Source organism: Streptomyces sp. NPDC004752, assembly GCF_053601275.1.
Genome location: NZ_JBSGBN010000088.1, coordinates 25463 through 40611 on the forward strand (window position 1 = coordinate 25463; position 15149 = coordinate 40611).

Below are 15149 nucleotides of genomic sequence, written 5' to 3' on the forward strand. Positions count from 1 at the left end.
GGAGCCTGCTACGGATAAGCCGATGGTAGAGCCGTGACGGTACGCGGTGACAGGGGGTTGCCGGAAATTGGCAGTCGGCCTGCGCGGACGTCGTGGCGGGGCGCCTGCCCTCGGAACGCTCAGCTATCCAGGGGAAGTTGCTGGACCAGCAGCTTTCCGGCCATGGTCACTCCGCCGTCCATGGCGATGGCGAGCCCGTCGGCGTAGACGTGCGGGCCGTCGACCACGGGCCCGGCGTCCTCCTCGCCGTCCTCGGAGCCGACTTGCCCGAGCAGATAGGGAATCGGGCTGTGGCCGTGAACGATCCGGGTGCCGCCGTACGTATCGAGCAGTGAGCGGACGGCGTCGGCGCCGCCCTCGTCGCGGAAGGAGAAGCGTTTGGTGAACTTGCGGAACAGGTCCCAGCATTCGTCCGCGTCATTGCGGGTGAGGGTCTCGCGGACGGTGTCGTTGACGGCCTCGATCGAGTCGCCGTAGTCGAGATAGGCGGTGGTGTCGGAATGCACGAGCAGATAGCCGTCGACCTCCTCGACGGCGTCGAGGCGGGCCATCCACTGCAGATGGTGGTCCTGGAGCCGGTCCATGTCGGTCTTCTGGCCCCCGTTGAGGAGCCAGGCGGCCTGGAAGGTGGCGGTGCCCGCGCCGGAGTTGACGGGGGTGTCGCCGAACCGCTTGGCGCCCAGGAGAAGCAGTTCGTGGTTGCCCATGAGGGCCTTGCAGTAGCCGCCGGCCGCGGCGGCCTCGGCGGACAGCCGCATCACGAGGTCGATGACGCCGATGCCGTCGGGGCCGCGGTCGGTGAAGTCGCCCAGGAACCAGAGGCGGGCGGTGCCCGCGCACCAGTGGCCCGCGGTGTCGATCAGGCCCTTCTGCTGGAGGGCGGCGACCAGTTCGTCGTGATACCCGTGCACGTCGCCGACCACGAACAGCGCGCCGGGGCCGGTCGCGGGCTGCGCGGCCGGGGCGGGCGCCGGTTCGACGGGCACCTGGAGCGTGTCGCCGCGGTTGATGACGGGCAGGTCGCGTTCGGTGGGGGTGTAGCCCTCCGGGTATGCCTCCTCGACGGGCGTGGCGGTGCCGTCGGGGTGGGCGCCTGGGGCGTACGGACCGGTTTCGTTGACGTACGCGGGCACCCGGAAGTCACGCAACGTCGCCGTCCGTTCCGCTTCGGGTCCCTGACCGGCCCCCTGAGTCATCCGACCCCTCCACCATCGCGCCGCAGCTGCACCGGATCGGACTGCCTGGTCGCAACGGTCCGCGGTGTCGTGGGCCCATCATAGGAATGCGGATAGCGCCATGTGATGACCCAGGGGTGGTGAATCGGAACGGGACCGCGGATCGTCGCGGCTTTCGCCCCGATTGGTCGCTGCTGTCACCACCGGAGGCCGGGGCGCGTCCCGCCGCCGGCCCCGACCACTAGTTCTCTTCCGGTACCCGGGGCGGGCTGACCGTCGTGCGCGGTGGCCGCCGCTGGGACGATGTGCGCACGATCAGTTCGGTCGGTATCACCTGCTCGACCGGCCGGTCCGACTCGGCCCCCTCGATGGCGTCGATGAGGAGCTGGACCACCGCCGTGCCGATGCGGCGCGGCTTCAGCGAGAGCGTGGTGATGGGCGGCTCGGTGTTCGCGTACACGGTCGACTCGCTGCAGCACACCAGGAGCAGATCGTCCGGGACCCGCAGGCCGTAGCGGCGGGCGGCGGCCAGCAGATCGGTGCCGTTGGGGTCGAACAGGCCGTAGACGGCGTCGGGTCGGTCCGGGCGGGCCAGCAGCCGGTCCGCGGCGACGGCGCCCGCACAGGGGTCGTGTGCCGGGTATGCCTCGTACACCGGGTCCTGGCCGACGCGCTCGCACCAGTGCAGATAGGCGGTGGTCGACAGATGGGTGTAGGTGTCCGTCGTCGTCCCGGTGAGCAGGCCGATGCGGCGGGCGCCCGCGGCGGCGAGGTGGTCGAGGATGCCGAGGACGGCGGCCTCGTGGTCGTTGTCGACCCAGGCGGTGACCGGGAGCGGTCCTGCCGGGCGGCCGTCGGAGACGACCGGAAGACCCTGCCGGACCAGTTCGCTGACCACCGGGTCCTGGTCGGAGGGGTCGATGACGACGGTGCCGTCCAGGGCGACGTTGGACCACACGTCGTGGCGCGAGGTCGCGGGCAGGATCACCAGCGCGTAGCCGCGGGCCAGCGCGGCGGAGGTGGCGGCCCGGGCCATCTCGGCGAAGTACGCGAACTCGGTGAAGGTGAAAGGTTCATCCCCGTACGTCGTCACGGTCAGGCCGATGAGGCCCGATTTCCCCGTGCGGAGTGTGCGTGCCGCGGCCGACGGGCGGTAGCCCAACCGGTCCGCGACCTCTCGGACATGACGGCGGGTGGCGTCCGGGAGCCTGCCCTTGCCGTTCAGGGCATCGGAGACGGTTGTGATGGAGACTCCGGCGGCGGCGGCAACGTCCCTGATGCCCGCCCGTCCCGGCCGGCCGCCTCGACGTGAAGTTTCCGCGCGGCTCACCTGGTGCTTCCCTACTGCTGTCATGGCGAGCCGATAGTAGGGCTCCTGCGGTGGAGTAGTGCGGACGCATATGCACGCATTGACAGGCACGTTTCTGCATGGTCAAAAAGGGTCAACTTCCTTAGAAAGAAAGTCAGTTGAACGATCCAATGGTAGGACGTGACGTGTCGACGCGCATGGGCCTGCCAAGTGTCCGATGTTTCGAAGAGGTCTCAACTCACCTGCACGAGGGACGCGCGCCAGGGCGCGAGCCACCGGCGCGTAGATATATGTACAGCGCGCCCCCTGTTTTGTGCCTCTTCGTACCGTGATGCCCTTGATGCGGGTGGGGTTTGTGAGGTTTGCCCCTCATTGCTTCTCGCGCGTTCTGACCGGTACGCAGGGGCGCCGAATCCTCATAAGGTGAGGAGCATTGGATGCCGGCGGCGTTGACGGTCCGCCGGTGGTCGCGAGGAGGACTGCGGTGAGCGAGACGAGGCCCAAGCTGCGCGCTGAGCTGGAGGGTGTCCCCACCTACAAGCCGGGCAAGCCCGCGGCGGCCGGCGGCCCGGTCGCCTACAAGCTCTCCTCGAACGAGAACCCGTACCCGCCGCTGCCCGGCGTCATGGAGTCCGTGACCGCAGCCGCCTCGTCCTTCAACCGCTACCCGGACCTGGCGTGCACCGGGCTGATGAACGAGCTGTCGGAACGGTTCGCCGTCCCGCTCGCCCATCTGGCCACCGGCACCGGCTCCGTCGGCGTGACCCAGCAGCTGCTCCAGGCCACCAGCGGCCCGGGCGACGAGGTCATCTACGCCTGGCGGTCCTTCGAGGCGTACCCGATCGTCACGCAGATCAGCGGGGCCCGGTCGGTTCAGGTGCCGCTCACTCCGGGCGAGGTGCACGACCTGGATGCGATGGCCGACGCGATCACCGACCGGACGCGTCTGATCTTCGTGTGCAATCCCAACAATCCGACGGGCACGGTCGTGCGGCGTGCCGAGCTGGAGCGGTTCCTCGACCGGGTGCCCGGCGACGTTCTTGTGGTGCTCGACGAGGCATACCGGGAGTTCATCCGCGACCCCGAGGTGCCGGACGGAGTGGAGCTGTACCGAGAGCGGCCGAACGTCTGCGTCCTGCGGACCTTCTCCAAGGCGTACGGCCTCGCCGGGCTGCGGGTCGGCTTCGCCATCGCCCATGAGCCGGTGGCGGCGGCGCTGCGCAAGACGGCGGTGCCGTTCGGGGTGAGCCAGCTCGCGCAGGAGGCGGCCGTCGCCTCGCTGCGTGCCGAGGACGAACTGCTCGGCCGGGTCGGCTCGCTGGTGTGCGAGCGGACACGGGTGGTCGACGCCCTGCGTGGCCAGGGCTGGACCGTCGCCGAGACACAGGCCAACTTCGTCTGGCTGCGGCTGGGGGAGCGCACGAACGGCTTCGCGGAGACCTGTGAGCGGCACGGGGTCGTGGTCCGGCCGTTCCCCGGGGAGGGGGTGCGGGTGACGATCGGGGAGAACGAGGCGAACGACATCTTCCTGAAGGTGACCGAAGCGTTCCGCAAGGAGCTGTAGGTCTCCCCCCGAGGAGCGGAGACCTACAGCTCCTTGCCCCTCGGGGCGCGACGTCCCCGGATGTGGCCCGTTTCACGTGAAACGGGCCACATCCATGTCGGGAGTGGTTCGCCCGCCTCCGGTGCTTCCGGTGCATTTCCGCAGGTAGGCATCGCCATGGGCCCTTCGGTCCATGTTCGTCGGATCCGGTTGGTCCGCCTGAGAGACCCCCCACCCCTCCGGCGTCGAACGGCCATGCGTCATAATTGCTTGTGAATGTGAACGCGTTCACAAGCGCGACCCCGTTGCTCCGCTGGCGCGTGTGGCAAAACGGGCAAATTGCCGCATTGTTGCGGCGATGTAAGGAGATTGACGACGTGGAATTGGCATTGGCGCCGGAGACCCTGGCGCGTTGGCAGTTCGGTATCACCACCGTCTACCACTTCTTCTTCGTCCCCCTGACGATCTCCCTGGCCGCTCTCACGGCCGGACTGCAGACCGCCTGGGTCCGCACGGAGAACGAGAAGTATCTGAGAGCGACGAAGTTCTGGGGGAAGCTCTTCCTGATCAACATGGCGATGGGTGTGGTCACCGGCATCGTGCAGGAGTTCCAGTTCGGCATGAACTGGTCGGACTACTCGCGCTTCGTCGGTGACATCTTCGGCGCCCCGCTCGCCTTCGAAGCACTGATCGCGTTCTTCTTCGAGTCCACCTTCGTCGGTCTGTGGATCTTCGGCTGGGACAAGCTGCCCAAGAAGATCCACCTGGCCTGCATCTGGATGGTCTCGATCGGCTCGATCCTGTCGGCGTACTTCATCCTCGCCGCCAACTCGTGGATGCAGCACCCCGTCGGCTACAAGATCGACAAGGCGCGGGGGCGAGCCGAGCTGACCGACTTCTGGGCGGTGCTCACCCAGAACACCGCGCTCAGCCAGGCATTCCACACCCTCACGGCGGCCTTCCTGACCGGCGGCGCCTTCATGGTCGGCCTCGCCGCCTTCCACCTGGCCCGCAAGAAGCACGTGCGCGAGATGAAGACCTCGCTGCGGCTGGGTCTCGTCACCGTAGTCATCGCCGGCCTGCTCACCGCGGTGAGCGGCGACACCCTCGGCAAGGTCATGTTCAAGCAGCAGCCGATGAAGATGGCCGCTGCCGAGGCCCTGTGGGACGGCCAGGACTCCGCGCCGTTCTCGATCTTCGCCTACGGAGACGTCAGCAAGGGTCACAACACCGTCGAGCTGTCCGTCCCCGGAATGCTGTCGTTCCTGGCCGACAACAACTTCACCTCGCACGTCCCCGGCATCAACGACACCAACAAGGCAGAGCAGGAGAAGTACGGTCCGGGCGACTACCGGCCCATCATCCCCGTCACCTTCTGGGCGTTCCGCTGGATGATCGGCTTCGGCATGGCGTCCTTCGCCATCGGCCTCGTCGGTCTCTGGTTGACCCGCAAGAAGTTCATGCTGCCGGAGCATCTGCGGGTGGGCGAGGACGAGGTGCCGCATCTGGTCCTGTTCAAGAACAAGGCGCTCAGCCCGAAGCTCACCCCCTGGTTCTGGCGCATCGCGACCTGGACCCTGGCCTTCCCGCTGATCGCCAACTCGTGGGGCTGGATCTTCACCGAGATGGGCCGCCAGCCGTGGGTCGTCTACGGCGTCCTGCAGACGCGGCACGCGGTCTCCCCCGGGGTCTCGCAGGCCGAGGTTCTCACCTCGATGATCGTCTTCACCGCGCTCTATGCCGTCCTCGCCGTCATCGAGGTCAAGCTGCTGGTGAAGTACATCAAGGCCGGCCCGCCCGAGCTGACTGAGGCCGACCTCAACCCGCCCACGAAGATCGGCGGCGACTCCCGTGACGCCGACAAGCCGATGGCCTTCTCGTACTAGGCCGAGGGAGCTGCAGTCATGGAACTTCACGACGTCTGGTTCGTTCTGATCGCCGTCCTGTGGACCGGCTACTTCTTCCTGGAGGGCTTCGACTTCGGGGTCGGCATCCTCACCAAGCTGCTCGCCCGCGACCGGCCCGAGCGCCGGGTGCTGATCAACACCATCGGCCCGGTCTGGGACGGCAACGAGGTGTGGCTGCTCACCGCGGGCGGCGCGACCTTCGCCGCCTTTCCCGAGTGGTACGCCACGCTGTTCTCCGGCTTTTATCTGCCCCTGCTGGTGATCCTGCTGTGCCTGATCGTCCGGGGTGTCGCCTTCGAGTACCGGGCGAAGCGCCCCGAGGAGCACTGGCAGCGGAACTGGGAGACGGCCATCTTCTGGACCTCGCTGATCCCGGCGTTCCTCTGGGGCGTCGCCTTCGGCAACATCGTCCGGGGCGTGAAGATCGACCAGCACTTCGAGTACGTCGGCGGCGTAGGCGATCTGCTCAACCCGTATGCGCTGCTCGGCGGCCTGGTGACGCTGACGCTGTTCACCTTCCACGGTGCGGTGTTCACCGCGCTCAAGACCGTCGGGGACATCCGCGCCCGGGCTCGGAAGCTCGGCCTGCGGGTCGGCCTCGTCACGGCCGTGCTGGCGCTGGTCTTCCTGCTGTGGACGCAGATCGACCACGGTGACGGCAAGAGCCTGGTGGCCATGGCCGTGGCGGTGGTCGCGCTGGTGGCCGCCCTCGTGGCGAACCAGGCGGGCCGCGAGGGATGGTCGTTCGCGCTCTCGGGCGTGACCATCGTGGCGGCCGTGGCGATGCTCTTCCTGTCGCTCTTCCCCAACGTCATGCCGTCCTCGCTCAACGCGGACTGGAACCTCACGGTCACCAACGCCTCGTCGAGCCCGTACACCCTGAAGATCATGACCTGGTGCGCGGTGATCGCCACGCCGATCGTGCTGCTCTACCAGGGATGGACGTACTGGGTGTTCCGTAAGCGGATCGGGACGCAGCACCTCGCTGTCGAAGCCGGTCACTGAGTCTGGCGGGAGGGGCTTCACGGTGTTTCACGTGAAACACCCCTCCCCGGACCGAAGGGCATGTTTCACGTGAAACCGATCGATCCCCGTCTTCTCCGGTACGCCCGGGCCACCCGCCTCTTCCTGGCGGCGGTCGTCGGCCTGGGGGCACTGGGGGCCGGCCTGCTCATCGCCCAGGCCATGCTCATCGCCGAGGTCGTCGTCGGTGCCTTTCAGCACCATCTGGCGGTCACCGAACTGCGCACCCCCGTGCTCTTGTTGGTGGCTGTAGCGGCCGGTCGCGCGGTCGTTTCCTGGCTCACCGAACTCGCCGCGCACCGGGCGAGCGCTTCGGTGAAGTCGGAGCTGCGCGGACGGCTCCTGGAGCGGGCGACGGCGCTCGGTCCCGGCTGGCTCAGCGGACAGCGGACCGGATCGCTGGTCACCCTCGCCACTCGCGGAGTCGACGCCCTCGACGACTACTTCTCCCGCTATCTGCCGCAGTTGGGGCTCGCGGTGGTCGTGCCGGCCGCCGTGCTCGCGCGGATCGTCACCGAGGACTGGGTGTCGGCGGCGATCATCGTCGGAACCCTGCCGCTCATCCCCGTCTTCATGGTGCTGATCGGCTGGGCCACGCAGTCCCGGACGGACCGCCAGTGGCGGCTGCTGTCCCGGCTGTCCGGTCACTTCCTGGATGTGGTCGCGGGGCTGCCGACGCTGAAGGTCTTCGGGCGGGCCAAGGCGCAGGCGGAGTCCATCCGGCGCATCACCGGCGAGTACCGGCAGGCGACCATGCGGACCCTGCGGATCGCGTTCCTCTCCTCCCTGGCCCTGGAGTTGCTCGCCACCCTGTCTGTCGCCCTGGTCGCCGTGACGATCGGCATGCGGCTCGTCCACGGCGACATGGACCTGTACATCGGGCTGGTCATCCTTGTGCTGGCACCGGAGGCATATCTGCCGCTGCGCCAGGTGGGCGCCCAGTTCCATGCGGCGGCGGAGGGGCTGGCGGCGGCCGAGGAGATCTTCGCCGTGCTGGAGACACCTCTCCCCGAGGCCGGGAAGGGCGCGGTGCCGTCGGGTGCGCTGGTCTTCGAAGGGGTCACCGTCCGTTATCCCGGGCGGTCCGCGGACGCCGTCACGGATGTGTCCTTCACGGTCGAGCCCGGCGAGACCGTCGCCCTCGTCGGGCCGAGCGGCGCGGGCAAGACGACGCTGCTGAATGTGTTGCTGGGCTTTGTGCGGCCCACCGGGGGCCGGGTGCGGATCGGGGGAGCCGACCTCGCGGAGATCGAACCGGAGCAGTGGCGGTCACGGATCGCCTGGGTGCCGCAGCGGCCGCACCTGTACGCCGGGACGATCGCGGAGAACGTACGGCTGGTGCGGCCCGACGCGGACGATGCGGCCGTGCGCCGGGCGCTGCGCGACGCGGGCGCGCTGGAGTTCGTGGACGCCCTGCCCGACGGCGCCGCGACCGTGCTCGGCGAGGACGGGGCCGGGCTGTCCGCCGGCCAGCGGCAACGGCTGGCCCTCGCCCGGGCGTTCCTGGCGGACCGGCCCGTGCTGCTGCTGGACGAGCCGACGGCCGCGCTGGACGGGGCGACCGAGGCCGAGGTCGTGGCGGCGGTGCGACGGCTGGCCGTGGGACGCACGGTTCTCCTGGTCGTGCACCGTCCCGCACTGCTGGGCGTCGCGGACCGGGTGGTGCGGCTGGCCGAGGCCGCGCCCGCCCGCTCGCCCCAAGCGGCGGAACCACTCGGCTCCCTCGGGCCGACCGTGAACGAGCGGGTGGGCGAGGGCCTGGAGCCCGCCGACGACGAGTCGGCCACGCAGGTCCCGGGCACGGCCGGCCCGACCTCGCACACACCGGGCACCGGTTCCGCCTCTTCTGCCATCGCCACCGGTTCCGCCGCATCCGCCACCGGTGGCCACCGGTCAGGCCGCCCGGCGTCCGGTGTCCTCGCCCGGGTACGGGCCATGTCCGGCCCCCGCCGTGCCCGCCTCATGCTCGCGCTGCTACTGGGGAGCCTGGCACTCGGCAGCGCCGTCGGACTCATGGCCACCTCCGGCTGGCTGATCTCACGCGCCTCGCAGAAGCCGCCGGTGCTGTATCTGATGGTGGCCGTGACCGCGACGCGGGCCTTCGGTATCGGGCGGGCCGTGTTCCGCTACACGGAGCGGCTGGTCTCGCACGACGCCGTGCTGCGGATGCTGGCCGACACGAGGGTCGCGGTGTACCGGCGGCTGGAACGGCTGGCCCCCGCCGGGCTGCGTACCGCCCGCCGGGGCGACCTGCTGTCCCGGCTGGTCTCCGACGTGGACGCGCTGCAGGACTACTGGCTGCGCTGGCTGCTGCCCGCCGGGGTCGCGCTCGCCGTCTCCGCCGGATCCGTGGCCTTCACGGCGTGGCTGCTGCCCGAGGCGGGGGCCGCGCTCGCCGTGGGCCTGCTCACGGCCGGCGTCGGCGTACCGCTGCTGACCGGCGCCGTGGCACGGCACTCCGAGCGGCGGCTCGCGCCCGCCCGGGGGCTGCTCGCCACACGCGTGACCGACCTGCTCACCGGCACCGCCGAACTGACCGTCGCCGGCGCGCTGCCCGCCCGTACCGACGAGGCGCGACGGGCCGACGGCACGCTCACCCGGATCGCCTCGCGCGCCGCCACCGCCACCGCGCTCGGCGACGGCCTCACCGCCCTGATCTCCGGGCTGACCGTGGCGGCGACCGCACTGTTGGGCGCCCAGGCGGTCGCCGGGGGACGGCTGGACGGCGTGGCCATGGCGGTGGTCGTCCTGACCCCGCTCGCCGCCTTCGAGGCGGTGCTCGGACTGCCGATCGCCGTGCGCTACCGGCAGCGGGTGCGGCGCAGCGCGGAGCGCGTGTACGAGGTCCTGGACGCGGCCGAGCCCGTACGGGAGCCGCAGCGGCCCCTGCCGGCACCCGTCTCCCCGTTCCCGCTCGTCGTCAAGGGGCTGGCCGCCCGCCACCCCGGGCAGCACCGGGAGGCGCTCGCCGGGCTGGATCTGACACTGGAGCAGGGGCGCCGGGTCGCCGTGGTGGGCCCGTCCGGGTCCGGCAAGACGACCCTCGGCCAGGTACTGCTGCGGTTCCTCGACCCGGACGCGGGCTCCTACACACTGGCCGGCGTGGACACGCGCGCGCTGGACGGCGACGACGTACGGCGCCTCGTCGGGCTGTGTGCCCAGGACGCGCACCTCTTCGACAGCACCGTTCGGGAGAACCTGCTGCTCGCGCGGAAGAACGCCACCGAGGCCGAACTGCGCGACACGCTCGCGCGGGCCCGGCTGCTCGACTGGGCGGACGGGCTGCCCGACGGGCTGGACACTCTGGTCGGCGAGCACGGGACGCGGCTGTCCGGCGGGCAGCGGCAGCGGCTGGCGCTCGCCCGCGCGCTGCTCGCCGACTTCCCGGTGCTGGTGCTCGACGAGCCCGCCGAGCACCTGGACCTGCCCACCGCCGACGCGCTCACGGCCGATCTGCTGGCCGCCACCGAGGGCCGTACGACGCTGCTGATCACGCACCGGCTGGCCGGACTCGACGCCGTGGACGAGGTGATCGTGCTGGACGGGGGCAGGGTGATACAGCGGGGGACATACGCCGAGCTGGCCGCGGTGGACGGGCCGCTGCGGGCGATGGCAGAGCGGGAGGCGGCGGCGGAGCTGCCGGTCGGGGCGGTGTGACCCGGCTCCGACTTTCCCTCACGACGTGACTCGGCTCCGACTTTCCCTGGCAAACAGGACTATCTACGCTCGGGTGCATGTCCGCCGTACCGCCCTCCGGTCCCGGGGCACACGCTCCGCAGCCCTCGTCCGAGCCGATGCAGCCCTCGTCCGAGCCGATGCTGAGCATGCCGCAGCTGCTGGCGGCCATGCGGTGCGTGGGCAGCGGCGGCCTCGAACTGCACTCCACGCTCGACCGGATCTGCCGGACGGCGGCCGGTCTGGCCGATGCCCGGTACGCGGCGATCGGGGTCGTCGCCGAGGACGGCAACGGGCTCGCGGACTTCGTCCACCACGGCGTCGACTCGGCCGCCGCCCGGCGCATCGGTCGGCTCCCGGACGGGCACAACGGGCTGCTCGGCGCGCTCCTTGACGACCCGGTCCCGGTGCGCCTCGGGAACCTGGTTGCGGACCCGCGGTCCTGCGGCTTCCCGGAGCACCACCCGCCGATGCGCAGCTTCCTCGGGGTTCCGATCCGCGTGCGGGGGGAGATCTTCGGCAACCTCTACGTGACCGAGAAGCGGGGCGGCGGGCCGTTCGACGACGCCGATCTGAACATGGTCCGGGTGTTGGCCGGGGAAGCCGGCATCGCCATCGGCAACGCCCGGCTGTACGAGGCCGCCAGACAGCGGGAACGCTGGATCGACGGGTCCGTGGCCGTCACCACCGCCCTGCTGTCCGGCGGCGACGCCGACGACGCCCTCCAGGTCGTCGCGGAGCAGGCGCGCAGGCTGTCCGGCTCCGCGGCCGGGATCGTGCTGCTGCCCTCCGACGAAGGGGGTCTGGAGATCGTCGCCGTCGCCTCGGACCGGCCCTCGGACCTGTTGGGCGCGATGCTGCCCGCCGAGAGCGCGATCGTCACCGAACTCCTCGCCGGGCGTTCGTTGTTCATGGACGACGTGACCGCGGACGGACGACTGCTCACCGAGTACGCCAAGGGCTACGGGCCGATCATGATGGTGCCCCTGCAGAGTGACGGCCGTGTCCTCGGCACCCTGGTCACGCCGCGGACGCGGGGCGAGCCGCCGTTCACTCGGGCCGAACGCACCCTTGCGGTGCAGTTCGCCTCGCAGGCCGCGCTCGCGCTGATGATGGCCGACGCGCAGCGGGACCGGGAACGGCTCGCGGTGTTCGAGGACCGCGACCGGATCGCCCGTGACCTGCACGACCTGGTCATCCAACGGCTGTTCGCGACCGGGATGATGCTGGAGAGCGCACAGCGCGGGACGGTCGTGCCCGAGGTGCGGGAGGGCGTCGGGAAGGCGGTCGACGAACTCGACGTCACCATCCAGGAGATCCGGGCGGCGATCTTCGCGTTGCAGCAGGACCCCGGGGAGGTGTCGTCCGGGCTGTGTGCCCGGGTGCTGCGGGAGATCAACATGGCTGCCGTGCCCCTGGGGTTCCAGCCGACGCACCGCTTCGTCGGCGCCGTCGACGCCCTGGTCGGCGGTTTCACCGGCAAGAACCTGATCGCCGCCCTGCGCGAGGCGCTGTCCAACGCCTTCCGGCATGCCGGGGCGTCCCGGATCGACGTCGTCGTCGACGCGACCGCGACCCTGCCGGACGGCCGGCCCGGGGTCCGGCTGACCGTCGCCGACGACGGCGTCGGCGTTCCGCGGGCCGGGCGGCGCAGCGGGCTGCGGAACCTCCAGCGGCGCGCCGAGTCCCTGGGCGGCGACAGCCGGCTCGCGCCGGGCATCGGGGCGGACGGCGAGGGCACCACGGTGGTGTGGCAGGCACCGTACTGAGCACTCCCGACCGGCGCCGTGCCGTGCCGCCGACCGGCGCCGTGCCGTCGGCTTGCACGGTAGGTGAGTTGTCGGCGAGGACGGTGGTGAGTCGTGGGCGTGCACGGTGGTGAGTCGTCGGCCACGTCGTACGGGGTCCCGGTCCGTGCCCCGCTGCGCCATTGGCGGCAACCGGGCCCCCGGGCGTACGCGTCGAGGTGACCGCGGCCGTCCTGCCGCGCCACCATCGCCCGCATGCGCTCATACCGCTGTCGTCCGCTGCTCGTTCCAGCGCTGCTGTGCGCGCTCACCGTCCTTGCGGCGGCGCCCGCGGCGGCGGCCGCGGACGGATCCGACACCGGGCCCCGCTCCGCCGAGGTGCCGGGGCTCAGCCTCCGGGTGGCGCATCTGTACCGGGACGCGGCCGAGGCGGCTCGGCAGTACGAGGCGGGGCGGCGCGAGGCGGAGCGGCAGCGGGCCGGTGCCCAGCGCGCCGGACGGCTGCTCGGCCGCGAGCGGCGGCAGCTGTCCGTGCTGCACGCGGACCTCGGCCGGATCGCCCGCGCCCAGTACCGGACGGGCGGGGGACTGCCGTTCACCGCGCAGATCATGCTGGCGAGCCGTCCGGAGCAGCTGATGCGCGGTCAGCGCGTCCTCTCGCGGACGAGCCTCGCGGTGACAGGCGCCATCGACAGGAGCCGCCGGGCCGAGGCACGGCTCGCCGAAGACGAGGCCAGGGCCAGTTCGGCCTGGCGGACGGTACGGCGGCGGACCAGCGAACTCGCGGAGCTGCGACGCGACATCGAGCGGAAGCTGGAGGAGGCCCGCGGGCGGTTGCAGGGCCGGGCGGACGCCTCGACCGCGACGGGCCGCTGCCGCCCCGCCGTACGGCCGGACCGGCCCCGCCCGCGCGTCGCAGGCGCGTGGGTCGCCCCGGTGCGGACGTACGAACTGTCCGCGGGATTCGGCCGCGGGGGCGAGCGGTGGGCGCACCGGCACACCGGGCAGGACTTCGCGGTGCCCATCGGGACGCCGGTGCGGGCGGCCGGTGCGGGCCGCGTGGTGGAGGTGTCGTGCGGGGGCCCCTTCGGCATCCAGATCGTGATCCGGCACCTTGACGGCTACTGCACCCAGTACGCGCACCTGGCCGCCGTGGCCGTCGAGGAGGGGGACCGGGTGGGCACCGGGCAGGGCATCGGCCAGTCGGGCACCACCGGCAACTCGACCGGCCCGCATCTGCACTTCGAGGTGCGGGTCACACCGGAGGAGGGGTCAGCGGTGGATCCGGTGCCATGGCTGGCCGGGCACGGTGTGCGGCTGCGCGGCGCGCGGTGACTACACCCGCTCGGCCAGCAGCCGCTCGATGACGACCGCCACGCCGTCCTCGTTGTTGGCCTCGGTCCGTCCCGATGCGGCCGCGACCACGGCCGGGTGGGCGTTGCCCATGGCGTACGACCGGCCCGCCCAGGTGAGCATCTCGACGTCGTTGGGCATGTCCCCGAAGGCGACGACCTCGGCGGGCGAGATGCCGCGCTCGGCGCAGCACAGCGCGAGTGTGCTGGCCTTGGAGACGCCGGGGCCGCTCAGTTCCAGCAGGGCGCTGGGGCTGGAGCGGGTGACGGTGGCGTGTTCACCCACGGCGAGCCGGGCCAGCGTGAGGAAGGCGTCGGGGTCGAGGTCGGGGTGGTAGGCGAGGATCTTGAGTACCGGCTCGTCGCCCCCGGGTCCGCCGGTCGCGAGGAGCCGCTCGGCGGGCAGGCGCTTGTCGGGCACCTCTATGTGCAGCTTGGGGTAGGCCGGTTCCTGGTGGAAGCCGTAGGTCTGCTCGACCGCGTACACCGTGCCGGGCGCCGCGTCGCGCAGCAGTCGTACGGCGTTGAGCGCGTTCTCCCGGGGCAGTGCGCGCACCTTCACGAACCGGTGGGTGCCCGGGCCGCCGTGCAGGTCGACCACGGCGGCGCCGTTGCCGCAGATCGCCAGGCCGTGGCCGTGCACATGGTCGCTGACGACGTCCATCCAGCGGGCCGGGCGGCCGGTCACGAAGAAGACCTCGATGCCCGCCTTCTCGGCGGCGGCCAGCGCGGCGACGGTGCGCGGGGAGAGCGACTTGTCGTCACGCAGCAGCGTGCCGTCCAGATCGGTGGCGATCAGCCGGGGCGGGACGGCGGCAGTCGGGGTCTCGGGCTGTCGGGTCGCTGAGGTCACCGGGCCATTGTCGCGCATATGCCAGCGCGGTCGTGCGCAGGTCCGCACAGATGAGACGCACACGACGTCCGTCTGCCCGGCGACCGCGGGGCGCACCGGGGTCAGCTCAGCGATGCCACAGTCGCGAGGGCTATCCGCTCGAAGACCGGCTCGTCCGCGGCGAAGTCCTGGTCGGGGACGGGCCAGTGGATCGCGATCTCGGTGAAGCCCGGTTCTCGGTGAAGCCCGGCTCTTGGTGGCGGTCGGCTCTCTGTGGCGGCCGGCGAAGTCGACGAAGGCGTCGTAGGCGTCGTAGGTCTCGAAGGCGTCCAGGGACTCCGGCGGCCTACCGCGGTCCGGGGTGAAGCCGGTGAGCCGGATCCTGTCGAGAACGGCCGGGTCCCGGCCCAGGGCGGCGCAGGCGGCGGTCGGCAGGGAGCGCGGTACGGGAGTCTCGGTGGAGGCGTTGTCGCATGTGGGTGGCTCCTGCTGCGAGGGCGGTGATGCCCCACAGTCGCACCAGAGCCACTTCTGGCACGGGCCCTGCAAAAGGCTCGGCCCGGTCACCGCGGGGGTGACCGGGCC

General features: G+C 71.2%; 10 protein-coding genes and 1 pseudogene. 7 read left to right on the forward strand and 4 right to left on the reverse strand.

Annotated features, from left to right (window positions below; genetic code table 11):
* Positions 1 to 119 precede the first annotated feature (119 nt).
* Together ACWEKM_RS30685 and ACWEKM_RS30690 are read right to left on the reverse strand one after the other, a co-directional pair.
* Positions 120 to 1196, reverse strand: a complete 1077-nt coding sequence (locus tag ACWEKM_RS30685; RefSeq protein ID WP_451624521.1) for a metallophosphoesterase — start codon at positions 1194 to 1196, stop codon at positions 120 to 122.
* A 220-nt stretch (positions 1197 to 1416) separates the two neighbouring features.
* Positions 1417 to 2529, reverse strand: coding sequence for a LacI family DNA-binding transcriptional regulator (locus ACWEKM_RS30690; protein WP_451624522.1), 1113 nt, complete (start codon positions 2527 to 2529; stop codon positions 1417 to 1419).
* A 439-nt stretch (positions 2530 to 2968) separates the two neighbouring features.
* Between ACWEKM_RS30690 and hisC the strand changes: the two genes are divergently transcribed.
* The 6 genes from hisC to ACWEKM_RS30720 all read left to right on the forward strand — a co-directional run bounded on the left by hisC (position 2969) and on the right by ACWEKM_RS30720 (position 13715).
* Positions 2969 to 4048, forward strand: coding sequence for a histidinol-phosphate transaminase (hisC, locus tag ACWEKM_RS30695; RefSeq protein WP_451624523.1), 1080 nt, complete (start codon positions 2969 to 2971; stop codon positions 4046 to 4048).
* Positions 4049 to 4404: 356 nt separating this feature from the next.
* Positions 4405 to 5913: a cytochrome ubiquinol oxidase subunit I gene (locus ACWEKM_RS30700; protein WP_451624524.1), complete on the forward strand. Its 1509-nt coding sequence runs from the start codon at positions 4405 to 4407 to the stop codon at positions 5911 to 5913.
* 18 nt (positions 5914 to 5931) lie between these two features.
* Positions 5932 to 6939 (forward strand): cytochrome d ubiquinol oxidase subunit II, encoded by a 1008-nt coding sequence (gene cydB / locus ACWEKM_RS30705; protein WP_451624525.1) that lies wholly within the window; start codon positions 5932 to 5934, stop codon positions 6937 to 6939.
* A gap of 69 nt (positions 6940 to 7008) precedes the next feature.
* Complete coding sequence (cydD, locus tag ACWEKM_RS30710) at positions 7009 to 10614, forward strand: thiol reductant ABC exporter subunit CydD (protein ID WP_451624526.1); 3606 nt, start codon at positions 7009 to 7011, stop codon at positions 10612 to 10614.
* A 137-nt stretch (positions 10615 to 10751) separates the two neighbouring features.
* Complete coding sequence (locus ACWEKM_RS30715; RefSeq protein WP_451624529.1) at positions 10752 to 12401, forward strand: GAF domain-containing protein; 1650 nt, start codon at positions 10752 to 10754, stop codon at positions 12399 to 12401.
* A 234-nt stretch (positions 12402 to 12635) separates the two neighbouring features.
* A complete protein-coding gene (locus tag ACWEKM_RS30720; protein ID WP_451624527.1) occupies positions 12636 to 13715 on the forward strand; it encodes a peptidoglycan DD-metalloendopeptidase family protein in 1080 nt (359 codons plus the stop codon).
* On the opposite strand, the gene ACWEKM_RS30725 is transcribed toward ACWEKM_RS30720, so the two are convergent.
* Positions 13716 to 14603, reverse strand: a complete 888-nt coding sequence (locus ACWEKM_RS30725; protein WP_451624528.1) for an HAD hydrolase family protein — start codon at positions 14601 to 14603, stop codon at positions 13716 to 13718.
* 83 nt (positions 14604 to 14686) lie between these two features.
* A pseudogene (locus ACWEKM_RS30730) lies at positions 14687 to 14987 on the reverse strand (hypothetical protein); the annotation flags it as partial.
* On the opposite strand from ACWEKM_RS30730, the gene ACWEKM_RS30735 reads away from it, so the two are divergent.
* A partial coding sequence (locus ACWEKM_RS30735) for a hypothetical protein (RefSeq protein ID WP_451624530.1) occupies positions 14935 to 15149 on the forward strand: 215 nt, incomplete at its 3' end. The pseudogene ACWEKM_RS30730 and the gene ACWEKM_RS30735 sit on opposite strands and share 53 nt — an antisense overlap.